Raw genomic sequence first — 25,158 nt, 5'->3', positions numbered from 1 at the left:
TCCGCACCGTGCCTGATTGTTTCCCTTTATCCGGCAATGGACTCACCAATTCTACGGTGAAATGCCTCAAGGTCAGCGGCCAGTCGTTCGATCAAGCCGCTCCCCGCCATCTCGTAGCCAAGATCGATGGCGCTGGCAAAGCCCAGTGCATCGGTCCCTCCATGACTCTTGATGGTGATGCCGTTCAGCCCGAGGAAGGTTCCGCCGTTAACTCTGCGGGGATCCATTCGCTCGCGCAAAATTTTAAAGCCGCCTCTCGCAAGTAGCGCGCCGAGGCGGGAAGTCCAAGTCCGACGCATCGCATCACGGAGATATTGGCCCATCTGACGCGCCGTACCTTCTGCCGTCTTCAGCGCGATATTTCCGGCAAACCCCTCCACGACGACAATATCGACGATACCCTGGCCGATCTGATCGCCTTCTACAAAGCCATGGTAGCGGAAAGGCAGCCCTTCCGTCTCCTTAAGCCAAGCATGAGCTTTCTTAACCTCGTCCATTCCTTTGACCTCCTCAACACCGACGTTGAGCAGGCCGACGCTGGGGCGTTCAATCTGGAACAGAGCGCGCGCCATAGCTGCGCCCATGACGGCAAAATCAGAAAGTTGGCGCGCATCCGCTCCGATGTTCGCTCCGACGTCCAGCACAATGCATTCGGATTTCACGGTCGGCCATAATGCCGCAATCGCCGGGCGTTCAATCGCTGCCATCGGTCTGAGAATGAGCTTGGACATCGCCATAAGCGCGCCTGTATTCCCTGCAGACACGACGACGTGAGCCTCACCGTTGGCCACTGCGTCGATCGACAGCCACATGCTTGAGCCTTTACCGCGGCGCAGGGCCTGGCTCGGCTTGTCGTGCATCGCAACCACGGAATCCGTATGGACTACCCGCGAACGCGCAGCCAGATCCGGATAGCTTCTTAGTTGCTCCTTGATCGCGGCTTGATCGCCAAACAGCACGAAATCCAAGGCTGGATAGCGGATAAGCGACTGCGCCGCGCCGGAGACTACAACGCTTGGCCCGTGATCGCCGCCCATGGCGTCGAGCGCTATCGTACGTGGCGCTTGCATGGCCGGAATGTCGCCTCGTTTGTCGTATCGTCAGCCCGTCAGGATGGCGAGCGTTACCTCTGAAGTGCCGGGCACCAATAATTGTTGCCCTGAGACGCCGGAACATACGCCTTTGCAGTCGGGAAACAACCGATTTTTGGTGTTATGAGCCGTCTCACGCGTGCAACTCAACGTTGTCTGGAGCTTATTCACCGCACCTCAATGCCTATAACATTTAGGATTTCTTCTTCAATTCGGCGAGAGCAGCAAACGGCCCTGTCGCGATTTCTCGCGCCGATGCCACATCGGACCATTGTGCGTCTTCGCGCCGCGGATAAGGATCAAGCCCTGTCGATATGACCTCAAAGACGATGCGGCCGACATTGATCCAACCGTTTTCGATCGGCTCTAGATCATCGATGCTCAGCACTTCTTGTTCATCTTCCCGGCTCTCTGGAAGAAGGTCCGACGGGATAAACGCGCAATCCAGCGTTTCGTCCTGGCTTGCGCGCACCGGCTCAAGAGACACGATGCAGCTCTGGATCACGCCGACCGTAACGTGACCGGTCAACTCATAACGATCGCGATTCTTGGCTTTGATCTGATAGGTTGCCGAGAGGTTCTCACAGGAAACGATCGAGAGGCTTGCCGCAATCTCCGCGCACTCCTCCGGCGTGGCCTTCCGCGTTACACGTAACCCGTTGGCGGGAATTTCATTCAGCCTATGTCGCCAGTCTGCCAGGGCCGTCACGAAAGTTCCTTTCTCTCCACGAAGCCGTTCGGGTCCGGCAATTTCAATATGCCGGCAAGCATATCCTCCGGATCGATCTCTTTCAGAACCCGCGCGGCTTCCAGAACATATGCTGCGAGCTCTTGTGCGCGAAACTCAGGTGTCGGCTCCGCGCAAATGAACTCAGACAGCGCCACGGCCAGTGCGTCCTGACCGAGACCACTCGCTTCGCGATATCTTTGCGCGCGCCCGTACAGCCCGGCGGCCGCCCCTTTGACCCTCTTAGGGACGGTCATATCGCCGACGCCGAGTTCGCGCATACAGTCATCCATGTCAGTCACGAAGCGTTCTATGAGGATCCGTGACCATCGCGTGTCGCCCGGAAAAGCCTCCCGCAACTTCTCCAGCACCAAAAACATGTGCAAGACGATGAGTTCGTAGCGACCTTCAAGTGTGTCGTTGATGCCAAAGTCGACGTAAAATGCCGGTTCGCGCGCCTGCGCCACGACGGCGCCATAAAGGTTCTCTGCCTTACGCGAAGCGTCTGCTCGTTTTGCTAACCATTTCAACATGCACTCTTCTCCCCTTTCCCGGCGTGGCGAGTACGGCAAGCAGTGTATGAGGGGGGGCTGAGCATTGCGTTCATATATACGACAGGTTAAGCGGGCCCAAGGGGGCGTCCGGACGTGATTCTCTATGGCGTGGTGCGGGCGCCGTGATTTGGCAAGGGTAATAGCAGATAATGCGTATAGCTGGGCTTATTCGCCAGTCCTCTAAAGGTGCCGTCGGTATTGGCTCTATCAGGCGTGTGCGCCGCCGCACGACTGGATTGTTGCTCACCATGGCGCTACTGGGAGGTTGTGTTGCCTTAGCCGGATGCAGCCAGCAGTTACTCAAGCATGGTCAACACTTCACGGAAGGTGATCTGCAGCAGATCCAGACTGGCATGAGCAAGGATCAAGTGCGCTTGACGCTGGGCACACCGTCAACGACGACAACCGCCACTGCAACCGGCGGCGAGACTTACTATTACATTTCGAGTACGGCAACCCAGACTGCGTTCTTCAAACCGACCGAAACCGACCGAAGAGTCGTCGCCGTTTACTTCAATCCGCTCGGCTCTGTCGATCGACTTGCGCACTATGGCATGAAGGACGGCAAGGTCTTCGATTTCATCTCGCGCACGACGCCTGCCCCTGGCGGTAATGACGAAGGCCTGCTGAAGCAGCTGTTCCGCAACCTGGGCACAAAGCAAATCTTCGGCGATTAAGCGCGTCCTCTACACAGCAACTTTCGATATCCCAACGCTCAAATTCAAAGGCCCCACCAAACTGGTGGGGCCTTAGCTTTTTATCGTCCTGTAGATCACTAGCCTTAGCCGTGCGAGAGAACGGCCAGGAGCAACAGCGCAACGATGTTGGTGATCTTGATGGCGGGGTTCACGGCAGGGCCTGCCGTATCCTTGTATGGATCGCCTACGGTATCACCTGTGACGGACGCCTTATGCGCTTCGGAACCCTTCTGGTGTTTCGTTCCGTCCTTATCCACGAAACCATCCTCGAAGGACTTTTTGGCGTTGTCCCAGGCGCCGCCGCCTGACGTCATAGAAATGGCGACGAACAGGCCGGTGACGATAACGCCAAGTAGCATTGCGCCAACGGCTGAAAACGCCGCGGACTTCCCGACGGCACCGCCGCCGGCCACCAGATAGATGACGAAGAACAGGACGATTGGCGACAGCACGGGAAGCAGCGAGGGTACGATCATCTCCCTGATCGCGGCGCGCGTCAGCAAGTCGACAGCGGCGGCATAGTCGGGGCGATCCTTACCTTCCATGATGCCGGGCTTTTCGCGGAACTGGCGGCGAACTTCCTCGACGATTTGTCCGCCTGCACGTCCCACCGCAGTCATCGCGATGCCGCCGAACAGATACGGGATCAGCCCCCCCAACAGCAGACCAACAACGACGTAGGGGTTAGAGAGCGAGAAGTCCGGGGTTACGCCTTGGAAGTACTGATAGCTAGTAGATCCAGCTGCGTTGGCTTGCGAGATGAAGTACTGCAGGTCGTAGTTGTAAGCCGCAAAGAGGACCAGCGCGCCAAGGCCCGCGGAGCCGATCGCATAGCCCTTCGTTACGGCCTTGGTCGTATTGCCCACGGCATCGAGCGCGTCGGTCGAGCGGCGAACCTCTTTAGGCAAACCAGCCATTTCAGCAATGCCACCGGCGTTGTCCGTCACGGGACCGAATGCATCAAGCGCGACGACCATGCCAGCGAGGCCGAGCATCGTCGTTGTCGCGATGGCAGTGCCGAACAGTCCGGCCAGGTTGTAGGTCGTCAAGATCCCCGTCACGATGACCAGCGTGGGGAGAGCGGTTGCCTCCAAGGAGACCGCAAGACCCTGAATGACGTTAGTGCCGTGGCCTGTGACAGAGGCTTGCGAGATCGCGCGCACGGGGCGGAAACCAATACCGGTGTAGTACTCCGTGATCCAAACGATCAGTCCGGTCACGGCCAAACCCACAAGCCCGCAGAGGAAGAGGTTCATGCCCGTGATTTCGACACCCGACGTCGTCGTGCCGATCATGCCGAAGCCACTCTCTTTGTCTCCGAACACGAGATAGTTGGCTGCTGCTAGACCAGCGACAGACAAGATGGCGGTAACAATGAAGCCGCGATAGAGCGCGCCCATGATCGAGTTATTAGATCCGAGCTTCACGAAGAAGCTGCCGATCACGGACGTGACGATGCATGCTGCGCAGATTGCCAGAGGATAGACCATCATCTGGGTGAGTTCGGGCTGGCCAACAAAGAAGATCGCGGCGAGCACCATCGTCGCGACGACCGTCACGGCATAGGTTTCGAAGAGGTCCGCCGCCATACCGGCGCAGTCACCGACGTTGTCACCAACGTTATCGGCAATCGTCGCCGGGTTGCGCGGATCATCTTCCGGAATTCCAGCTTCCACTTTACCGACGAGGTCCCCCCCGACGTCAGCGCCTTTCGTGAAAATACCGCCGCCCAGTCGTGCGAAGATCGAAATCAGCGAAGCGCCGAAGCCGAGTGCAACCAGCGCATCGATCACGGTCCGGTCAGCCGTCGCAAAACCCAGTCCGCTGGTCAGGAAGAAGTAGTAGGACGCGACGCCCAACAGTGCGAGGCCAGCAACAAGCATTCCGGTCACAGCACCCGACTTAAAGGCGACGTCAAGACCCGCAGCGAGCGATTGAGATGCCGCCTGCGCGGTTCTTACGTTGGCGCGAACGGATACGTGCATGCCAATGAAGCCAGCGGCGGCCGACAAAACGGCGCCGATCAGGAAGCCAATGGCAACAAGGCCGCCCAGCAGAACCCAAGCGAGAGCGAAGATGGCGACACCAACAATGGCGATGGTCTTATATTGGCGGCTTAAATACGCCTGCGCGCCTTCACGAATTGCACCAGCAATCTCTTGCATCCGAGCGTTACCGGCATCCAAGGCCATCACCGACCGGATTGTGTAGATGGCGTAAACGATCGAGAGGGCACCGCAGGCGATGATCCCCCAAAGTAGTTCGTTCATGTGCTTGTCCCCTCCCGGGCGGGATTATTTCAGCTTCGGCGCGACGTTACGGCGCTCCGAACTCTTTTGTCGCACCAAACAGCGACTTAAGCGCGCAGACCATGCCAAAACCACCGATCCGTGGCAATACGGGCACAACGCATTCCATAGAAAGTCTGATGTTTTCTGCTTGTTTATTCCGCGGGCCGGACAGCACCGGATCAATCCGTTGTATCGGCTAACTCAAAGACTATCGGCCGGAGCGTGGGCATCGCTCCGGCCGATATTGCTTAGAGAAGAGAGAGAGAAACTAATACGATTTAGAACGGCTTAGCGTGGACGGCACGGAATTGCTTCCACTTCACACTTCCAACCGCCGCTTCCTTGAGAACAACCACCAGATTTCGAAATAGCATACTTATAATATGCCCAGTCTGTGCCGTACTCAAAGGCCGTGAACCCCTGCCAGTCCGAGATTGCTGCCCGCTGGGCGGCCTTCTTAGAGCTGTGGCCGGCGCTGCTGCCGTAATGCTTGTGCTCCGTGAAGCACGTCTTGCGACCAACTTTTCTCCAATCGTGAATGCTGGCCAAACCTGTATCGTCTGCCATCACATGCGACGTGGAGAACACTCCAGTAACGCACACGGCCAATGCCAGGGCCAGAAACGCTCTGAGCGACATCGAGGTCTTCCTTGTTAACGTTTGTGGACGAACGGTGGAAAAGTGACAGATTCCTGCGCTCGAAACGATAATAACTGGGTTAGCGCAGGCAATTTCCGACGGGCAGCGGCAAAACCGACACATGTAGCGGTTTTGTCTTGGGTTGCCCTTGCACCCACACACATGCGCCGGTTCGAGATATTTTGACGTTCTTCGTCATGTTTTGATCTATAGAAGCGGTTCGTCGTAGACGCGGCGCCCCGCAATCTCCAAACCTTTGATCGCGCTTTCGCCGGATTCTCCAACGGCCACGATGACCTTCATCTCGCCAGCGCGAATGGTCTTTTCCAATTCCAGCCCTTCACCCTCCGGCACGAAGTAGCTCTCTATGCCGTAGTGCATACGGATTCTGGTTGGTTGATCGGCATGCGGCCGCCAAACGTGATCGACTCGGCCCTTCAGGACGACGTCTTCCGCATTCACGCGGGCCGGCTTGGTGACGGACGCCGCGACAGGCGCCCAGCCTTGCTCGGCAGAGCGCTGTAGGGTGACGTAGAGGTTCTGATCCTCGATAGGTGTCTCTTGCAATAGCGCCCCATCGAGTTGAGCGATGGTCCGATAATTCAGGATTACATAGTCCCCCCGAAAGAGACTGCGCGGGTCAATCGGCGCGACATCGAGAAGGATTTCTCGACCATTCGCGAGGAGGTTCGTACGCTCCCAAACCATGTAGCCGAGCGCTAACGTCTGGAGCCCTGCCACGATGATTACAGCGGTCAACGGACCGATGCGGTTCAGCATCCCTATGCCCTCCCCTGGACTTGCGCACTGAGATGCAGGCGATACGCGACGTAGGCCAACGCGATTACCACGATGCCGGCGGTGAGGAAGAATACGGAGGAGCCAAGCAATGTGCCGACACTCTTGAAGTAGAGCCCCATAACCTCGATCGAGAATGCGGTGTAAGCGACCCAAAGCGCCCCGCGATTGTCCGTCCGTAGCGCAAGGATAATCGCGCCAATGAGGAGGGCGAGCGTCCCGACTGCCGTTGCGATCAGTGTGTTTGTCGTCGGATCTTCAATGAACTGTAACGCGAACAAAGCTGCATAACTGACGGCTATCGCGTACCCAAAGCTGGTGCGGGCCGGCTCTATGAGAGCCGGGATCGCATGCAAGGTCGTAATGAGAATGCCGACAGTCGCGACGGCCAAACCGATAATCAGGACAAGGCCGTGAGCATGACCCTCGTTCAGCAGATAGCCGAGCAACACGACGAAGATGGAAATGGCCAGGGCGGATACGTGCATGCCCGGATGCCACTTGTGCCATACGAAGCCGAGACTGATGAGAGCCCATGCAATAAGGAACGGCCAGTGGACGTGTTCTGTGATGGATGTTTCCCAGCCGCTCCACAGTCCGGCTAAGAGCATGGCAAGCACGAGTGAAGGGTTAGACCGCAACAAAATTCCGGCCAGAACCGCGCCCGCACACCAAAGCAGAACCGCGTCCGGTGGGCGGCCCTCGATGTGGTACATCTGCGCGATAAGCATGATGGCCGCGCCAAATATGCCTACTCCGCCAAGGATAGCGGCGTGTGCAAAGGCTTCGAGATTTCGTGAAAACAACCAGCCGGCCAGTCCATAAAAACCCCAAAGGGCTGCGCCTAGCAGCCCCAGACGTGCGATCTTGGGCATTTCCTGCCAATTGGCAGCAACGAAGCTCATCGCCGCGAACCCCAGCAGGACGGCCCCCAATATCGCCAACACGGCGGGCAGCCGGAAGGCAGGGGTCTGGGCACGCAGCTCCTCTGCGATGGCCTTGGCCCCATCGGGCGTGACCCAGCCCGCCTCCTGCCAACGCTGAACGTCGGCTTCCAATTGACGACTATGGCGCCACATCACGGGAAAGATCCTCGAGGGACGGTGGGGAGGCTTGGCGTTCTTGGCATTATGATCTCCGGTCGGGTCGCCCCCGTTCAGCCCTGTCATGGTCGCGTTTTTCGGGCGTATTGGGTTTAACGCAAATGTAGCTTGGCAATTTTGTTTTTTGTGTAGAAAGCCTGTGGTGAGAGGGTGACCGACGCGGGCCCTTTGTCGCGATTGTGCGACGCCCGGCAAATGACTAGCGTGAGTTTATGAGCGACATCAAACCAATCCACATCATCGGCGGCGGGCTTGCAGGTTCGGAGGCCACTTGGCAGGCCGTTTCACGCGGCGTGCCTGTGGTTCTGCACGAGATGCGACCGGTGCGGGGCACAGACGCACATAAAGGCGACGGGTTGGCGGAACTTGTCTGTTCGAATTCATTCCGGTCCGACGAATGGCGAACCAACGCGGTTGGCCTCTTGCATGAGGAAATGCGCCGCGCCGGTTCGATAATCATGGCCGCAGCCGATGCTCACAAGTTACCGGCTGGCGGAGCGTTAGCTGTCGATCGCGATGGTTTTTCCGATGAGGTGACCAGGCGCCTTTCAACACATCCGCTCGTCAGCCTGAAACGCGAGGAGATTTCAGGTCTTCCACCAGCCGATTGGGACAGCGTCATCATCGCCACCGGCCCGCTCACCTCCCCAGCTCTGAGTGCCGTGGTCTTGGAGCTGACGGGGGAGAATGCGCTTGCCTTCTTTGACGCCATCGCTCCGATCGTTCACTTCGAGAGCATCGATCTTGACATCGCATGGCGCCAATCCCGCTACGATAAAGCAGGGCCTGGGGGAACGGGTGCTGATTACATCAATTGCCCACTCGACAAGGTGCAATATGAGGCTTTCATCGATGCGCTGATTGGCGGCGAGAAGACAGAATTCAAGGAGTGGGAAGCCAATACGCCCTACTTCGACGGCTGCCTGCCTATCGAGGTGATGGCCGAACGAGGCCGCGATACGCTGCGGTTCGGCCCAATGAAGCCCGTGGGTCTATCCAATCCGCATCGGGGCGGAGAACGTCCGCATGCTGTCGTGCAGCTCAGGCAGGACAATGCGCTCGGCTCGCTGTGGAACATGGTCGGGTTTCAGACCAAACTTAAATACGGCGCGCAGGCGGATATCTTTCGCATGATCCCAGGGCTCGGAGATGCGCAGTTTGCGCGGCTCGGAGGTTTGCATCGCAACACCTTCCTCAATTCTCCCCGACTGATTGATCCGCTTTTACGCCTCAAGGCTGATCCCAGACTGCGTTTCGCCGGCCAAATCACGGGCGTCGAGGGCTACGTTGAGAGTGCTGCCATTGGGCTGCTGGCGGGCCGCTTTGCCGCTCAGGAACGCTTGGGGCACAGCCCCCCGCGGCCCCCAGAGACGACCGCTCTGGGGGCACTGATCGGGCACATCACCGGCGGTCACCTAAGTGCCGATGACGAAGGGCGGCGATCGTTCCAGCCGATGAACATTAACTATGGCCTGTTGCCAGAAGCCACGACCTTTGAGACAACCGATGCCGATGGGCGCCGGCTCAAGGGTAAAGATAAGGGCTTTGCCAAAAAGCGAGCGGTGTCCGAGCGTGCCTTGCGGGATCTTGACGCTTGGCTTGGCCAAGAGCTTGGCGCGGCCGCCGAATAAGAGCTTTTCCTCAATCATCTTTTTTGGGCCCTGTCGCGCAGGGAACAGCGCACCTTCCGTGATCGCCGCATATTCGTCTCATCGCTGGAGAGCAAGCCCGGTTGAAACCGCGCACGCCACGGAAAAAGGGACGAAGGCTATGCAGAAGTCATTCATCATCATCGGGACTGCTCTTTTCATTGCAACGAGCGCATTCTCGTCCGCGGCCACGGCTGGCGGTTGCGGCAAAGGTTTTGGCGGTTACCGCGGCTTCTCGCATCACTCTTACAACCAGAGCGTCTATGCGCAGCGCAATCGGCAGTTGGCCAAGAAGCGCGCTATTGCAAAGCAGCGCGAACTTGCCCGCATCAAAGCTGAAAAGCGCCGCGTGGCTCTTGCCGCAGCGAAGGCCCGTAAAGCTAAGCTCGCAGCTGCCGCTCAGGAGCGCCGTGCAAAGCTTACCAAAGCAGCGCTCGCCCAGACAAAGGCTGAGGTAGCAAGCAAGAATACACTGGCATCAACTAGCGTCGCAGCACTGGCCGGCCTTGAACGTTCTCTTCCCACCGTTCCGGTTACGCAGGTTGCTGAAGAAGTGGCGAACACTGCCGCTCAGATCACGACTGTTGAATCTTCCCACGTCGCATTGGGATGCAAACGGTATATTGCTTCTGCTGGGCTGACCGTGAACGTTCCCTGTGAAAACTAATTTCCACTGCAAGTTTATTCCGTAGAGAAGATAAAAGCCGGTGCGGTTTTCCGCTGCCGGCTTTTTTGCGCTTGCTCGCCTCGCGGCGCTTAAAAAATTCTGCGCCGGCGGAACTGTTGCCTTCCGACTGCGTTACGGAAACTCGTCGGGGCTTTGGATTGAACAGAAAAATTCCGGAACGTCTGTGTACGCAGGCTGCAGGTCACAATGAATTGACCGCATGCGTTTTTTCATTCGCTTTCGGGCTAACGTCGGATCTTGCTGGGGAACTGCGCAAGGCAACAGCTCAGGAGAGATACAGTGAAACGTTCCCAAGGATGGCGGCTCGTCGCACTCATCGCTGCGGTGTGTGCATTCGGGACAGTCGACAAGGCTTCCGCAGCGGCCGTTCCCGCTGCTGGGCAACTCGCTTCGACCACTAACGCTATGAGAGACAACGCCCGCAGCGGTGATGTCATTCTAGTTAGACGGCGCGGCTATCGTGGACATCGCGGCTTCCGAGGCCATCGCGGATTTCATCCCCGCGCTGGACGCCACTGGCGAGGAAATCGTCGTTGGCGTGGTCATCGTCGTTGGCGCGGACGGGGATGGCGCGGGTTCTACTACTCGGCTCCCTTCATTGGCTATGGGTACTATGGTTACTCACGTTCGTGCTACCGGAATTGCCGTTGGCGCGGCAATTCCCGGTACTTCTGTCGGCGCGTCTGCCGCTAATAAAGCTTATTCAAGGTCAGCGGATTGAGTGGGCTTGAGTCGATCCCGCCGGTTTTAAGACCAACGCCTAAAATCAAAGCGGATCCGTCTTCGGGTCTGCTTTGATCGTTTCCACGCATCGATAGTTTATTGTTTGCTCGCGCAAGGTCCGACACCGTTATAACGGCGCGGAGAGATCCGCCCGGTGATTGCGGCGGTGATAGCGATCAAGCACTGGTCGCGCGATTTCCAGTAGGGAATCCGCCATTGCCGCTTGCCCTTCCGCGGTTGGATGAAAGGCTCCCGAATAGGTCGATGCGAGCAGCAATTGGAACCAAGAAAAGGTATCGAATTTTAGTACTTTTTGCAGGAGCGACGGAGTGACGTGGAAATTTCCCGTCAAAAACGCGTCGTTCGGTGTACGGAACCACCTCTGTCGCGAGGCATATGAGCGATAATCCGCAGGGTTATACGGCACCCACTTGTTCTCCACTTTGCGCGGAAGGCGAAGATCGTCGGCGATAGAGAATGCGCTTTGAGTGAAGCCCGCGCAGATGCCGCGTCCGATGAATGCTCCGCGATGCCGCTGGGCAAATGACCAGCCGTAGCGCCGCGCGCTATCTTCCATCACATGATGCAACTTATCAGCGATCCAGATACCTTCCCGGGCACGCGCACTGCTGAGAGCGAAATCGCTGACGATTTCCATCCCGGCACGTCCATCCGGACAAACAGCGCTGCCGTCGCCCATCAGAGCTAATCCGGGATACGCGGTTAGAATGATGCGATCGGGCTCGTCCCACGGGATATGCAAAATGTTGTGCAGGGCGCGGTTGAGGGATTTGTAGCGATCATCCAGTGCGCGCAGGGCAATAGTGGCTTCCGCCGTTCCGTAGACGCCTCCAATCCAACCGCTCAATTTTCGCAGCAACGACTCGTTGGCTAATATCGCGTTGGCCAGCAACCGCGCGAAGCCGATGTCGTTGCCCCCCACCGACAGAAAGAGCAAATCGATTTTGCGAGAAAACTGAGCATCACATTTGCGCAGAACTAGGCCGCCCTCTAGTTCTTTCAGTCGCCCGCGCATGTGGTAGGCTTCGGGAAGATCGTGAGGCTCGGCGTCATGCTTTCCGCACATGACCTCTGCTGCGGCGGAGATCTGCGATAGCTCCGGTGGATTCTCGACCCATTCATTGCCCTTGTAGCGCAAAAACAGCCCGAAGATTGTTTCGGCGCCAGAGCAGGCAAGCCCGACGTAAGTCACTGCCCGGTGAGGCTCTTCGATCGCCAATTGGAGCGCGGCTCTCGCCTGGTGCGAATACAGCGAGCGATGACAGGCCTGATCCAGCCAACGCGCATTTCCCTTAATGAAGGCTTTGTCGCCAATCTCATTCCAGTTACCGACGCGAGCCGGGAAACCAGCCAGGCTGAATTCTCCATCGCTCCCGTAGTCCGCGCTCCGCTCCCGGGAAAACTCCACGGGAATGTCTGGATTGCCATCGCCCGCCGCGAAGCTATCTCCCATACCGACAATGAACAAATCCGTGACGCTGGCGTCTGTCGTGGCGATGCGCCGTGATCCGATCTCAACTTCGATCGTCGCGCCGGCAGGATAGGGAATGGATAATTCCACGGGACGATGACACGGTGCGGTGATCGCGTCACCGCGTAAGCGGTCGCCACCATGGGGTGCGGTGAGCCACGTGCAATCCACCAAGCCGGCCTCAGGAATATTCTTGAGCGAAGCAATGATCGTGTGGCTCGTGGGCGTCGCGTAAGCCTCTTTTTTCCCGGGACAACGATAGCGATTGCGTTTTGTGTCCCAGCAAACGTCATCCACCATGGTGGCGGCCCAGCCATCTTCATGACGCGACGACAATGCGCGCTCTGCGGAAAGGACGGGCGTGCGCCGCTCGGCAGGCGACAAGGCCAACCATGTTGCGCGGTGAACCTCGGTATCACGTGGATTGCTGAAGAAGCGGAACGGATTTGCAACGCGCCACTCGATGGCGGGCAAATCGGGCATGGCTGCAGGGGGCAGCCCCGTAAAACCTTCAGGCTGCTCTATGGCAGGCAACGGCGCCTGCGTCACGTCGGGAGCGACATCAAACGTCTGCGCCTCAACAACGTGTGCCGAAAGCAAAAGAGCTGAAAGCAAAAGGACCGGATAGCGCAGTATTCGCGTTAGCAGCATGGCTCGGCGTCTACTCCGTCGGAGTTCAGTTCGATGGCAGCGCAAGCGAACCGCTGCCTGATTGCGTTGAGCGTTACAATTTCGCCCGCTGCCATGCACGCCACAGCCGCCATACGCGTGTCAGCGGCGAAATTTCGACTGGCGTTTGCAGCCAGTTGTCCTCTCTCTGCAAAGCCTGCAAATAGGGCTCGATGAGGGCAGCCGGCAAAAGAGCTGACAACAAGTCGCGGGAAAGCCTTGTATTATCAGCGCGAACATGAGCGAGTTCATCTCTGGCGATTTCTATCGCGACGTTACGCGTTCGTGCCGCCGCCAGCTTATTGTCCGCCTCTCCCAGCCGCGTAACGTCAATGTCGAGATATTCGGCTGGCAGGGGCCAACGGCCGCGGCTGATGGCGAATGGCAAATGGAGCAGGCATCGAACGGTGCCATACGCGCGCGCCGCTGCACATAACTTTGCGTCATCGGCCGGACTGAGATGCGCCCCGGTGATGCCGGTCGCTAGACGGAAGGGGCCTGTCTCCGAACGATCAACATAATGCATGAATGCTTTCGGGCCTGACACTGGGTCCGCGTAGAAGTCCTCGGTGCGCGCGTCGAAGAGATCGGCAAAAAACTTTCGCGGCAAGTTGTGGCGCCCGATGACCTCGCCCATGGCATCAGCCAAGGGATTGCCAGTTGTGGGCCGTGTTTCGAGGTTTTCGAGCCAATCACGCCACCATTGCAGACGGATTTCACCCAGCGCCGGTTCTCGCACAATCTTCGGGATACGTTCCATCTCACCGAGAAAAGCGGCAAGTATGATGAGGTCATCGCGGTAGGACTTGGGGGCCAAAAGGGCCGCCAGGTAGCGATCTGGCGCATATGTGCGGGCTGTGTCACGAACGTGCTGCAGCAGATCACTTTCCATCCTGATATCCCTACCACCCGGTATCCAGACCGGGCATGATCTCAGGGAACCGCGATCATCGCCGCGGCAACCGCTCGACCTTCTGCTAGCAACACATTGTAGGTGCGTGCTGCCGCGCCCGTTGCCATGGGTTCCAGCGACATGCCGCTTTCAGCAAACCGAGCGCGCAACTCTGGCGTGGCGAACACCTGCGTCGGCCCCGTCCCCAGTAGAAGGATCTCTATACGTTCGGCCTCGTCAAGTACGGGCTGTAGTGTCTCTACGCTGACCGATACCGGATCGTCCACGCCCCAAGCGTAAATTCCGCTCGGCAAACAAAGCAGCGATCCTCTGTGGCTCATTTCGGCGAAGCGAAAGCCTCCACCGCCATATGCAGTTATGGCGGTGGGATAGGGATAGCGAGCCAGGTCGGTCTGCGTCATCGCGGTTCCTGCCCATCCGGCTAAGCACGCCTGCGCATGCGCCGTGGCAATCCGAGTTTACGCTTTGGCCGCAGCCGCCGCTCCTCGGCCGGCGACCGCTGTGTCCGTACCGGACCAATCGCGCTTCACGCCAACCCAAACAAGAAACGGTGCCGCGATTACGATCGTCGACCACGTACCGGCCACGATGCCGAACAGCATGGCGAACGCGAAGTTATGGATGACCTCGCCACCGAACACGTAGATCGCAAAAACAGCCAGGAACGTCGACAACGACGTAATGATCGTGCGCGACAGCGTTTCGTTGACCGACAGGTTCACGAGCTGGGCGAGCGGCATCTTCTTGTACCGCCGCAAGTTTTCGCGAATGCGGTCAAATATGACCACGGTGTCGTTAATCGAATAGCCCGCCAGCGTGAGCAAGGCCGCGACCTCGTTCAACCCGAAGTCCAGATTCAGAAGACTGAAGGCTCCGAGCGTCAGAGAGATATCATGAACGGTGGCGATGATCGCAGCGACACCGAACTGCCATTCGAAGCGGAACCAAACATAAAGCAGGATCCCAATACTGGCCAAACAGACTGCGATCATACCAGCTTGTTTCAGTTCACCCGAAACACCAGGCCCCACGACTTCGACGCGTCGGATCTCAATGTTATCGCCAAGCGCCGCGCGAACTTTATCGGCCGCCGCCTGCTGGGCCTGCTCGACTGACAAATCTGCACTCGCCGCCTGCTGTTCCACACGGATCAAAGCGTCTTCCGGACGATCCAACCCCTGAATCTGGACGTCGCCCAGCCCCAGGCTAGACAACTTTCCACGCAAGTCCGCGATGTCTACGGGACCGGATTTGGATTGGACTTCGAGGAGCGAACCGCCCTTGAAGTCGATGCCGAAATTGAGCCCTTTGCTGAACAGCGAGCTCATCACGACGAACAGCAAGAAGGCCGTGAGAATGACGAGCGGCCTGCGCAGGCGCAAGAGGTCGAACTGTCGACGGTGGGGCCAGAAATCAACGCCTTTGAACATGGTGCGTGGCGCCTCCAGATTAAAGCGGTGCAGGGATTTTGCGGGTCTTCTGGCTCGCAATCCACAGCGATACCATGAGGCGCGTGACAGTGAAGGCAGTGAACATCGTGGCCAAAATTCCGAGACACAAGGTGACGGCAAAGCCGCGAACCGGTCCGGCTCCGAGCCAGAACATAACTAGGCCCGCAATCATCGTGGTGAGGTTACTGTCGACAATGGTTCCCAACGCACGTTGGAATCCGCTGTCGATCGCGGAAATTGGCTGCTTACCGTTTCGCATCTCTTCACGAATGCGCTCATAAATCAGCACGTTAGAATCGACGGCCATGCCGACGGTCAAGACGAGGCCAGCAATACCGGGAAGCGTCAACGTGGATCCGATTGTCGACATCAAGCCGACGATCAAACACAGGTTTATCGCGACCGCCAGGATCGCAAATAGCCCGAAGAGCCCATAGGCGAAAATGATGAAGCCCGAAACGGCGATACTTCCAATGATGCCCGCCAGGATTCCGGCCTCAATGGAGTCCGCGCCAAGCGAGGGACCAACGGTCCGTTCTTCGATCACGGACAGTGTTGCCGGCAATGCGCCGGAGCGAAGCTGAATCGCCAGATTATTCGCTTGGTCCACCGTGAAACTACCGGAAATCTGACCCGTGCCGCCGAGGATCGGCTCACGAATAACCGGCGCTGACAGCACCTTCACATCGCGCTTGCCGTTGATCACACCATTGTCGAGGACGATGGCGAACGGCCGGCCAACATGGCGAGAACTGTATTCGCCAAAGATGCGCGCCGCTCTTTGATTAAATCTGAAGGTAATGATCGGTTCGTTGGTACGGCTATCGAACCCAGGTTGTGCATCGGTCAGGTCTTCGCCGTAAACGACCGGTGTTTCCTGCACCAGGTATTCATGGTTCGGATCGTCCTGATCAGGATAGATCACATAGCCTGGAGGGACGCGCGTTTGCCGGGCCTCTTCGGCGCTCATCTGCTGATGCACGTCGTGGAAGCTCAAACGCGCTGTCTGTCCGATCAGGTCTTTCAGCTTTTTGGTATCGTCGAAACCAGGCACCTGAACGAGAATGCGATCGGTGCCCTGCCGTACGATATCGGGCTCGGTCGTGCCGATGGCGTCAATACGGCGGCGAACGACTTCGATAGCAGCTGCTGCGGCGTTCGTTGAGCGTTGGTGGATGCCCGCTTCGGTAGGGGCGACAGTAATGAAGCCATCCCCCGACTCGCTGACGGCGATATCGTTATCCGCTCCGGCAATCATGCCGCCGCCAACCGGCTGCGCCAACTTACGAAGTTGTGATAACGCCTCGTTTGTCTGCGCGGGATCGACCAATTTTACCCGAACAGCATCTGCCGTCTGCCCTAGCCCTGTGTAGCGGATCTTGGCGTCCCGCAGGATCTTGCGGACTTCGCCGCGCAGGTTATCGAGCCAGTCCTTTTTCAACTCCTTGGTGTCCATCTGCAAAAGCAGATGCGCACCGCCACGAAGATCCAAGCCCAAATTCAGCTGCTTCTTAGGCAGAAAGTCTGGCACCCAGGCCAGCGTTTCTTTGCTCAGGAAATTGGGCAGTGCGGTCAAAACGCCCGCCAAGCAAACGGCCGCGATGACGGAGATCTTCCAGCGAGAGAAGTGCATAGGGCTATGGCTTTCTACTTGCCGTGTTCTGAAGCCCTGTCCGGGCTCATGGCGATTAGGTCGATCGGCTGCGCCTAGTCCGCGGCCGGCATCCGAAAACGTAGGTCATGCCAAGTCCGCAGACGAATTCAGGCCGCGCCGCTTAAGGGAATGCGCTCAGCTCGCATCCTTCTCCTTGACCGGTTCGCCCTTATTGCGCACGTCCAGGAGTGAAGACTTGAGCACACGCACACGCATCGTCTCGTTCAACTCCACCTCGATCTCATCGACTCCGTCCGGCGCTTTGGTAACGCGCCCGATGAATCCAGCCGATGTCACGACAGTGTCACCGCGCCGCACCTTCGTAACCATTTCCTGATGCTGCTTCGCGCGCTGCTGTTGAGGGCGGATCAGCAGGAAATAAAAGATAACGATCATGAGGAGCATTGGGAAAAGAATCCCAAGGCCGCCGAATGGGTCGCTACCGCCGGCGCCCTGTGCAAGAGCGGGTGTGATGAACATGTAATATCTCGCGTTTCTGAGGGCGACGATGGCCCGATAGAGGCAAAGTCTCGAATACAGACAAGCCGACGGTGGCCCTCCCGCAAGCCCCTTATGGGTCAAGCACGATCGCCCGGTCGTCGTCGTTGAAGCGCGAATATATAGGCGCGCGGCTCGTTTGCAACCGCCTCGCACTGAGCCGAGGCGGCCTCCTCCCTTCTAAAGTGTCGCTGGCTGCGGTCTTGACGGACTGGGAAGGCTTAGCGCATGTCTCGATCAAGCCCACAAAATCACAGCGAACGCGTCGCGATCCGCAAGCGTCCGCCTGCGTTCTCAAGGACTTGCCTTATGACGAAGCTGAATGATGACGCCGCTATCCTCGAGCGGATCGCGGCAGCGTTGGAGCGATTGAGCCCTCCGCCACCTAAGGCTCCCGACTTCGATGCTGCAGATGCGTTCGTCTGGCAGTCAGAGCCGGAAGGTTTCCAGCCGGTTGCACACGTGAACCGAGTCCCCTTATCCCTGCTTAAGGGTGTCGACCGCACGGCGGAAGAGCTTCTCGCTAATACTGAACGATTTGCGCGTGGCTTACCGGCCAATAACGCTCTTTTGTGGGGCGCACGCGGCATGGGTAAGTCCTCGCTCGTGAAAGCGGCGCACGCAGAGGTCGGACTGCGGCTGAAGGCTGAGAGCAATGGTGGGACTTCGAGTGGCGCGCTCAAACTTGTCGAAATTCATCGGGAAGACATCGCAACGCTGCCTCGCTGCCTTCACCATATGAAGGCCGCCGCTGACTGCCGCTTTATCGTCTTTTGCGACGATCTCTCATTTGATCACGATGACACGTCCTACAAGTCTTTGAAGGCTGTTCTCGACGGTGGCATCGAAGGCCGCCCGGTGAACGTGATCTTTTACGCCACATCCAATCGCCGGCATCTCATGCCACGCGACATGATGGAAAATGAGCGTTCTACAGCAATCAATCCTTCTGAAGCGGTGGAAGAGAAGGTCTCCCTCTCGGACCGTTTCGGCCTTTGGCTCGGCTTCCATAATGGCTCGCAGGACCAGTATTTGGACATGGTCCGGGGGTACGCGAAATACTTCGATCTCGGCATCGAAGACAATGAATTGCGCCGCCAAGCGCTGGAGTGGAGCATGACCCGCGGAGGACGCTCAGGCCGCGTCGCATGGCAGTTCATTCAGGATCTCGCAGGCCGCCTCGGTAAGGATACCCGCGTCGAATAGCAATAAATTCATTACTTTTGACCGAAAATGGGATCGGAAAACACGAAACCGCAACTATTGTAGCGGAGTTTGCGTATTAGAGGCCCGCTTTGACTTAAAGGTTAAAAAGCGGGGGTGGTTCACGAGGAGGGTGAGGCCCATGCGGCTGGCCGTTTTGTTCGTTTCTAGTCTGGTTCTGGTGGCGGGGAGCCCTTTGGTAGATGCTCGCGAGAGCAGCTCCGTTGATCCAGCGATAGACGTTACGGTCGGTGAGCAGGACGATCTTAAGACCGCCATTCTGCGTGACATCACAGAGCGTAAGCCGCGCGCCGATGAGACGATGACCCGGTGGCTCGATGAATTGGGCACGCTTTATGCGACCGAGTTCGATGCACCTCTATGGGTCAGCTATGATGGGCTGACAGCTGCTGGAAAGTCCGTTATAGCCGAACTCAAGCGCGCCGATGAATGGGGGCTCGACCCAAATGCGTTCACCGCCAACATTCCTGTCAGCATCGCAAAGTCCTCGGAAGAGATGGCTCTCGCCGAGGTTGAGATTACCCTTGCGGCCCTGACTTACGCTGTCCAGGCACAGGGTGGCCGGCTCGATCCCACCGAATTGAGTTTGTGGTACGAGCGCGCGAAGGTGTCGGTGGACGCCGCCGCTCTCATGCGCGGCATGAAAGAGGCGAGTGATCCGGCCACGGTTCTCGTCGCGCAGCAACCTCAGCACCCGCAGTTCCTTTTGCTCCGTCAAGCCTACCTGAAACGCAAGTTTCCAGAACGTTTCGCGTCGGCTGAAGAGAAACCCACCGAGGCCGAACCGGAACCTATCAAATTCAGCTACGGTAAGCGGGTAGCGCGTGGCCAGCGGAATGAGCAAATTCCGCAATTACGTGAACGTCTCGAAGTACCGGCCGCCGATCCGGAAGATGAGGACCTGTATGATCAGGAACTTGTCGACGCCGTTACGAAGTTTATGCGAACCCAAGGCTGGCGCCGGAAGACGGTATTCGACGATAAGGTACGTAAAGCGCTCAACAATCCCAAGGACGGCGATTCAGAGGAGACGGAAACGGTTTCTCTACAGCAGATCTTGGTCAACATGGAGAAATGGCGGTGGTTGCCGCGCGATCTTGGCGAGTTGCGCATCTGGAACAATTTGCCCGCCTATACGACCGAGCTGATACGTGGAGACCAAGTCCTTTTCTCCGAGCGGATCATCGTCGGTAAGGAGAGCACTCAGACGCCCGTCTTCTCCGATAAGATGTCTCACGTCATCTTCAAGCCAGAATGGGGCGTCCCGAGTTCGATCAAGATCAAGAGCCTGCTTCCAAGCTTAGCTTCCGGCGATTACGACGTCTTGGCCCGCCGCGGCATGCGTATTCAGCATGAAGGTCGGCCAATCAGCCCGGCACGCTACAATTGGGCGAAAACCGACATTCGATCCATCCCGATTGTGATGGGCGCCGGTGCGAGCAATCCGCTCGGACGGGTGAAGTTCATGTTTCCCAACCATCATGCGGTCTACATGCACGACACGCCGGACAAGCACCTGTTCGATAACTCAAAGCGCAACTTCAGCCATGGTTGCATCCGCGTACGAGACCCCCTGCAGTTTGCTGAATTGCTCTTGCGTGAAACCGCTGGCTGGTCGCGTGATGACGTGGCCGCCCAGTTGAGCCGGGGCGCCGAAGAAAACCATCGCGTCGACCTGCCAACCCCGGTGCCGGTTCACAATGTCTACTTCACGGTGATTGCCGAGGAAGACGGCACTCTGAGTACGTTGAAAGACGTCTATGGTCACGACAAGCGGATAACCCAAGCGCTCCAAGGGAAGTCGCTATCAGCTATCGCTGCATCTGACCCAGCCCGGGCGCAGAAGCGTGAAATGGAACAGCTTGCGAAGTCGGGGGCCGCCTATGCCATGGCTCGTGAGGATTACGAGTTCTACGATTATCAAGGTTATAATAATGGCGGCGGCTACGGTGGCGGTTATTACTTGTTCTCCTCGAGCTCCGGCTCCTCTTACGGTGGTCCACCGCAAGGAGCGAAGCCAAAGAAAAAGAAGTCCGTTCACACTTGGTCTCTTAATCCGTATCAGCACGGCTTTAACAGCGACTGATCCGTCAATCCAGATGACCTGAACCCAACATGAGCGCCCGATAGTGTCTTTCACTATCGGGCGCTTACTTTTTTGAGGTGTCTTTCGTTTTCACGTTTAGTTGGGTGACGTGAACGCTTTTGGTTTTGGGTTGTTCAGAGCGAACGCATCAGCAGCAACGCACGGATCCGATCTCGGACAAAAACCTGCTTGTCCTCGAGGGTGTTTTGTTTGGTTCGTTCTGTTTTCCGAAAACTGCAAAAAAAGCAAAGGGCTCGCAGCCATCACATGCCGCAAGCCCTTTTTAAAAAGGTTCCTTTTGTGTTTTAGAAGCCGCTCGCTTCCGCGACTACAACGTTTCCAAGTACGGAAGCGGATCTACCGGCTTTGAGCCCATACGCAATTCAAAGTGAAGCTGTGGCTGGTCGACTTGGCCAGTCTTGCCCGCCTTAGCGATAACCTGGCCACGCGTGACCTTATCGCCGCGCTTCACATTCATCGCATCGTTATGGGCGTACGCGGTCACCCAGCCATTGCTGTGGCGCAGCAAAATCAGGTTTCCATATCCACGCAGCTCAGATCCAGCGTAGGCGACCACGCCCTCTTCAGCCGCATGCACGTCCGTACCTGCAGGAACGGCGAGGTTCACGCCATCGTTGTGAGTTCCATCGCTACGCGGCCCGAAGTTATCGATCACGCGACCACGCACCGGCCACCGCAGCTTACTCGCAGACGAACTCGTATCTGCGCTTTGGGTCTGCGTATGAGTGGGTGGCGCGATAGATACCGTGCGAACCCCCCGCGGCTGCGTTACCTGCCTGGATTGACTGGCCGATGGTGCTGCTGGGCTCGCTGAAGGTGTCGCGTCGGTGCGCGTGTAGTTGTTGTCGAGCGATGCGACACGCTGCGGCTGCGGCTCAGAACGCGTTTGCGCCACCGTCGACGTGTCCGAACCATAGCCAGGCACCCTCAAAACCGTGCCAGGCATCACGCGGCGCGGATCGGAGATACCGTTGTGACGCTGTAGCTCTCTCGTGGTTGTGCCGTGGCGACGTGCGATATTGTAAAGGGAGTCGCCGGACACAACCGTATAGCTCCCACCCCAATCGGACTGCGTTGCGGTCCGTGTCGTCGTCGGAGCACTGTAGGTTGATGGCTGTTGAACTGACGCCGTTTGTGATGGCGAATTATAGGAGCGCGGTGCAGCTGATGCGCCGCCGGGTAATGTCAAACGCTGGCCTGGATGCAGCTGCGAACTGGTCAATCCATTGACGGACATCAACTCCGCAAGTTCAACACCGTGACGCCGCGAAAGCCCATAAAGCGTATCGCCGGATTGAACGACAATGGTCTGGCCCGATGATGAACGCCCGGAGTCGTACTGGCGTTGCGGAGACGGTGCGCGGTATCCACTGTCGGCATAGTTGTTGTTGCGGCCGCCGGAATAGGGAGAGCGCTGGTTACCGTAGCTATTATCGGAGTTCTCTGCGACGTCCGGCAATCTTGATGAGCGAACGTTCGGTTCCGTGCTCGTTACGGGCCCGGTGTAAGAACGACCGTAATCGGCACCCGGCGACTGGTCGGACAGGTTCGTTGCACCGTAACCAGACGACCGATCTACAGAACCGGTACTGTCATTAAATGCGAAGCTGGGGCTGTCGAAGCGGGTAATGTCGGCGCTGCAGCCTGCGAGAAGGGGGCCACTCAATGCCAAGGCAACCGGCGTAACGACGCGGAGAATGTGGCGTCGGCCGGCTCGCAAATATAGCAACTCATTCATGATACGCACCTCTATACCAGCCTATTTGTTAACCCTTAATCAGTTAACGAGCGATTAACGCTTGGCTGGTCCCGCTTAATAAACCGCCTCGATTCGCGCTTGTGCCGGCTCGGCTGCGACCAACTTCGCCGCCACAGCGAAGCCGGGGTGCAAGATATCGGCACGTCTGATCGTCAGACATACGATTTGATTGTGAGGGGGACTTGGCGTGCGTGCGACGCGGATTTGTCAAATGCGTGACTACTCTGCGTCTTGGTTCGTGTGTCGGGGGATGTTCCCCCGACAAAAATAATTCAGCCGAGTTTGCGAGGTTTGCTACGCGTATCCGAGAAAATTCCCGTGAGCGCCGCATGCGCGGCCGCATGGGTCAAATCGGCATGCAACGGCGTGACGGAAATCAATCCATTGGCGATCGCCCACAAATCACTTCCCTCGACGGGGTGAGAGAGACGCCGCTCAAAGCCAAACCAGAAATAAGACCGCCCCCAAGGATCAAGCCGCTCGTCGATGTTGAGTAGGTTTTGATCTCGATGTCCCTGGGTCGTGATCATCATGCCGGAAACCTCATCCGGCGGGAGATCGGGGTAATTAACATTGATCAAGACGCCCGCAGGCAGCTGGTTCTTCAGCAGCCTTCTGATGAGTTCCGGGCCATGGGAGCGCGGAGTGTCCCAATGGATGTCACCGTTCTTGTCGAAGCCGCATGTAAGGCTCATGGCGATCGAGGGGATACCGAGCATCGCGCCTTCCATGGCGCCGGCAACAGTGCCGGAGTACGTCACGTCTTCCGCGAGATTCGAACCATGGTTCACTCCCGACAGGACTAGGTCCGGCGGAGTGTTCAGGAGGATATGGCGCACACCCATGATGACGCAGTCCGTGGGTGTCCCGCGGATGGCAAATTTGCGCTCGGCAACCTCGCGGCATCGCAATGGCTCATGGATCGTCAGGGAGTGTGCCGAGCCAGACTGATTTGTCTCAGGAGCGACAACCCAGACATCATCGGACAGCTCATGTGCGATCTCCTCCAGGACCGTGAGCCCCTGAGCATTGATGCCGTCGTCGTTGGTTACAAGTATGCGCATATCACCTCATGCAGCCGCATCAGGCGGCCGGTTCGATCCGTTCCATTCCTCCCATATAGGGACGCAACTCCTTCGGGACGATGACAGTCCCATCGGCCTGCTGGAAGTTTTCAAGGATCGCGACCATCGTGCGACCTACGGCGAGCCCGGAACCGTTGAGCGTATGGACAAAGCGTACGTCCTTATCTCCGGCGCGGTAACGCGCATTCATACGCCGCGCCTGGAAGTCACCACACACGGAGCAGCTTGAAATCTCACGATAGGCATTCTGACCTGGCAGCCACACCTCAATGTCGTAGGTTTTACGCGACGCAAAGCCCATATCCCCTGAGCACAGCAACATGGTGCGATACGGGAGTTCGAGACGCTGCAGCACCTTTTCGGCGCTTGCCGTCATGCGCTCATGCTCATCAAGTGATGTTTCCGGCGTCGTGATGGAGACCAATTCGACCTTAGAGAATTGGTGCTGACGGATCATTCCGCGCGTATCCCGGCCGGCTGAACCCGCTTCCGAGCGGAAGCACGGTGTCCATGCCGTACAACGCATCGGCAGTTGATCTGCCGGTATGATTTCATCGCGGACCATGTTGGTCAGCGAAACTTCCGCGGTTGGAATGAGCCAGAAACCTTCCGTCGTACGGAATAAGTCTTCGGCGAACTTGGGTAAGTTGCCGGTACCATACGCAGCCGCATCCTTTACCAGCAGAGGCGGATTGTATTCCGTGTAACCGTTCTCGCCGGTATGCAGATCGATCATGAAGGACGCGATCGCGCGTTCGAGCCGCGACAACGCTCCCTTCAGCACAACAAAACGTGCGCCAGAGATCTTTGCCGCTGTTTCGAAATCCATAAGGCCGAGGGATTCCCCCACCTCAAAATGCTGTTTGGGCTCAAAATCAAATTTCGGAGGTTCGCCCCAACGGCGCACTTCAACGTTGTCGTTCTCATCGGCTCCGAGTGGCACATCGTCGAGCGGCAGGTTGGGGATGGCCGAGAGCACCTCATTAAGCTGCATCTCGAGCTCGCGCGCTTTCTCCTCGCCGGTCTGGATGCGCTCCTTCAAATCCGCGACTTCAGCCTTGAGTTTGTCGGCCGCCGCCTGATCCTTGGCAGCCATGGCCTTGCCGATCTCTTTGGAGGCTGCGTTTCGGCGGCTTTGCGCGTCTTGAAGAGCTGTCAGATGGCTCCGTCGCGCCTCATCAATTTCGATGAGCTTGCCAGCTGCGGACTCCAGACCGCGCTTTTTTAAGCCTGCATCAAAGGCGTCGGGATTTTCGCGAATCCACTTGATATCGAACACGTGAGGCCTCGTAGTATCGTTCGGAAAGTAGGGCGAGCTATAAAACGGGTAGAGCTGCCGGTCCAG

General features: G+C 57.7%; 21 protein-coding genes. 6 read left to right on the top strand and 15 right to left on the bottom strand.

Annotation, left to right across the window (positions count from 1 at the left end):
- Positions 1–26 precede the first annotated feature (26 nt).
- The 3 genes from plsX to BLS30_RS11410 form a co-directional block, all read right to left on the bottom strand.
- Positions 27–1,070 (bottom strand): phosphate acyltransferase PlsX, encoded by a 1,044-nt coding sequence (gene plsX, locus BLS30_RS11420; RefSeq protein ID WP_046479103.1) that lies wholly within the window; start codon positions 1,068–1,070, stop codon positions 27–29.
- A gap of 214 nt (positions 1,071–1,284) precedes the next feature.
- Entirely contained in the window at positions 1,285–1,800 is a 516-nt protein-coding gene (locus tag BLS30_RS11415) for a YceD family protein (RefSeq protein WP_046479104.1), read from the bottom strand.
- Positions 1,797–2,351 carry a ubiquinol-cytochrome C chaperone family protein gene (locus tag BLS30_RS11410; protein WP_046479105.1) on the bottom strand — a complete coding sequence of 185 codons (555 nt, stop codon included), beginning with the start codon at positions 2,349–2,351 and terminating at the stop codon, positions 1,797–1,799. The genes BLS30_RS11415 and BLS30_RS11410 overlap by 4 nt, the downstream gene beginning before the upstream one ends.
- 170 nt (positions 2,352–2,521) lie before the next feature.
- On the opposite strand from BLS30_RS11410, the gene bamE reads away from it, so the two are divergent.
- The gene (gene bamE / locus BLS30_RS11405) at positions 2,522–3,049 is read left to right on the top strand and encodes an outer membrane protein assembly factor BamE domain-containing protein (protein ID WP_046479106.1); all 528 of its coding nucleotides are present in this window, start codon (positions 2,522–2,524) and stop codon (positions 3,047–3,049) included.
- A 104-nt stretch (positions 3,050–3,153) separates the two neighbouring features.
- Here the strand turns inward: bamE and BLS30_RS11400 are convergent, their stop codons facing one another.
- From BLS30_RS11400 to BLS30_RS11385, 3 genes are all read right to left on the bottom strand, one after another.
- On the bottom strand, positions 3,154–5,340 hold the full coding sequence (locus tag BLS30_RS11400) for a sodium-translocating pyrophosphatase (RefSeq protein WP_046479107.1): 2,187 nt from the start codon (positions 5,338–5,340) through the stop codon (positions 3,154–3,156).
- Between the two features lie 867 nt (positions 5,341–6,207).
- A complete protein-coding gene (locus BLS30_RS11390; protein ID WP_046479109.1) occupies positions 6,208–6,780 on the bottom strand; it encodes a GDYXXLXY domain-containing protein in 573 nt (190 codons plus the stop codon).
- Between the two features lie 2 nt (positions 6,781–6,782).
- Entirely contained in the window at positions 6,783–7,967 is a 1,185-nt protein-coding gene (locus tag BLS30_RS11385; RefSeq protein ID WP_244512422.1) for a DUF2157 domain-containing protein, read from the bottom strand.
- 146 nt (positions 7,968–8,113) lie between these two features.
- On the opposite strand from BLS30_RS11385, the gene trmFO reads away from it, so the two are divergent.
- The 3 genes from trmFO to BLS30_RS18140 all read left to right on the top strand — a co-directional run bounded on the left by trmFO (position 8,114) and on the right by BLS30_RS18140 (position 10,959).
- On the top strand, positions 8,114–9,532 hold the full coding sequence (gene trmFO, locus BLS30_RS11380) for a methylenetetrahydrofolate--tRNA-(uracil(54)-C(5))-methyltransferase (FADH(2)-oxidizing) TrmFO (RefSeq protein ID WP_090228878.1): 1,419 nt from the start codon (positions 8,114–8,116) through the stop codon (positions 9,530–9,532).
- Positions 9,533–9,671: 139 nt separating this feature from the next.
- Positions 9,672–10,217 (top strand): hypothetical protein, encoded by a 546-nt coding sequence (locus tag BLS30_RS11375; protein WP_090228876.1) that lies wholly within the window; start codon positions 9,672–9,674, stop codon positions 10,215–10,217.
- 481 nt (positions 10,218–10,698) lie between these two features.
- On the top strand, positions 10,699–10,959 hold the full coding sequence (locus BLS30_RS18140; RefSeq protein ID WP_046479112.1) for a hypothetical protein: 261 nt from the start codon (positions 10,699–10,701) through the stop codon (positions 10,957–10,959).
- A gap of 129 nt (positions 10,960–11,088) precedes the next feature.
- On the opposite strand, the gene BLS30_RS11365 is transcribed toward BLS30_RS18140, so the two are convergent.
- The 6 genes from BLS30_RS11365 to yajC all read right to left on the bottom strand — a co-directional run bounded on the left by BLS30_RS11365 (position 11,089) and on the right by yajC (position 17,620).
- Entirely contained in the window at positions 11,089–13,104 is a 2,016-nt protein-coding gene (locus BLS30_RS11365; RefSeq protein ID WP_090228873.1) for an SGNH/GDSL hydrolase family protein, read from the bottom strand.
- A 73-nt stretch (positions 13,105–13,177) separates the two neighbouring features.
- Entirely contained in the window at positions 13,178–14,014 is an 837-nt protein-coding gene (locus tag BLS30_RS11360) for a phytoene/squalene synthase family protein (RefSeq protein WP_090228870.1), read from the bottom strand.
- A 41-nt stretch (positions 14,015–14,055) separates the two neighbouring features.
- Positions 14,056–14,436, bottom strand: coding sequence for an Mth938-like domain-containing protein (locus tag BLS30_RS11355; protein ID WP_046479114.1), 381 nt, complete (start codon positions 14,434–14,436; stop codon positions 14,056–14,058).
- Positions 14,437–14,493: 57 nt separating this feature from the next.
- Positions 14,494–15,465: a protein translocase subunit SecF gene (gene secF, locus BLS30_RS11350; protein WP_090228867.1), complete on the bottom strand. Its 972-nt coding sequence runs from the start codon at positions 15,463–15,465 to the stop codon at positions 14,494–14,496.
- A gap of 19 nt (positions 15,466–15,484) precedes the next feature.
- On the bottom strand, positions 15,485–17,119 hold the full coding sequence (secD, locus tag BLS30_RS11345; protein ID WP_046479116.1) for a protein translocase subunit SecD: 1,635 nt from the start codon (positions 17,117–17,119) through the stop codon (positions 15,485–15,487).
- A 156-nt stretch (positions 17,120–17,275) separates the two neighbouring features.
- The gene (yajC, locus tag BLS30_RS11340; protein WP_046479117.1) at positions 17,276–17,620 is read right to left on the bottom strand and encodes a preprotein translocase subunit YajC; all 345 of its coding nucleotides are present in this window, start codon (positions 17,618–17,620) and stop codon (positions 17,276–17,278) included.
- A gap of 327 nt (positions 17,621–17,947) precedes the next feature.
- Between yajC and BLS30_RS11330 the strand changes: the two genes are divergently transcribed.
- Both BLS30_RS11330 and BLS30_RS11325 read left to right on the top strand, forming a co-directional pair.
- The gene (locus tag BLS30_RS11330) at positions 17,948–18,844 is read left to right on the top strand and encodes an ATP-binding protein (RefSeq protein WP_046479118.1); all 897 of its coding nucleotides are present in this window, start codon (positions 17,948–17,950) and stop codon (positions 18,842–18,844) included.
- A 139-nt stretch (positions 18,845–18,983) separates the two neighbouring features.
- Positions 18,984–20,948, top strand: coding sequence for a L,D-transpeptidase family protein (locus BLS30_RS11325; RefSeq protein ID WP_052743901.1), 1,965 nt, complete (start codon positions 18,984–18,986; stop codon positions 20,946–20,948).
- Positions 20,949–21,276: 328 nt separating this feature from the next.
- On the opposite strand, the gene BLS30_RS11320 is transcribed toward BLS30_RS11325, so the two are convergent.
- The 3 genes from BLS30_RS11320 to serS all read right to left on the bottom strand — a co-directional run bounded on the left by BLS30_RS11320 (position 21,277) and on the right by serS (position 25,092).
- Positions 21,277–22,707: a peptidoglycan DD-metalloendopeptidase family protein gene (locus tag BLS30_RS11320; protein WP_090228862.1), complete on the bottom strand. Its 1,431-nt coding sequence runs from the start codon at positions 22,705–22,707 to the stop codon at positions 21,277–21,279.
- A gap of 293 nt (positions 22,708–23,000) precedes the next feature.
- Positions 23,001–23,792, bottom strand: coding sequence for a 5'/3'-nucleotidase SurE (gene surE, locus BLS30_RS11315; protein WP_046479120.1), 792 nt, complete (start codon positions 23,790–23,792; stop codon positions 23,001–23,003).
- A gap of 19 nt (positions 23,793–23,811) precedes the next feature.
- Complete coding sequence (gene serS, locus BLS30_RS11310; protein WP_090229415.1) at positions 23,812–25,092, bottom strand: serine--tRNA ligase; 1,281 nt, start codon at positions 25,090–25,092, stop codon at positions 23,812–23,814.
- Positions 25,093–25,158: the final 66 nt, after the last annotated feature.

It is taken from the genome of Filomicrobium insigne, assembly GCF_900104305.1.
GTDB lineage: Bacteria > Pseudomonadota > Alphaproteobacteria > Rhizobiales > Hyphomicrobiaceae > Filomicrobium > Filomicrobium insigne.
The sequence above is the reverse complement of the archived record's forward strand: the minus strand, read 5'-3'. Positions and strand labels throughout refer to the sequence as shown.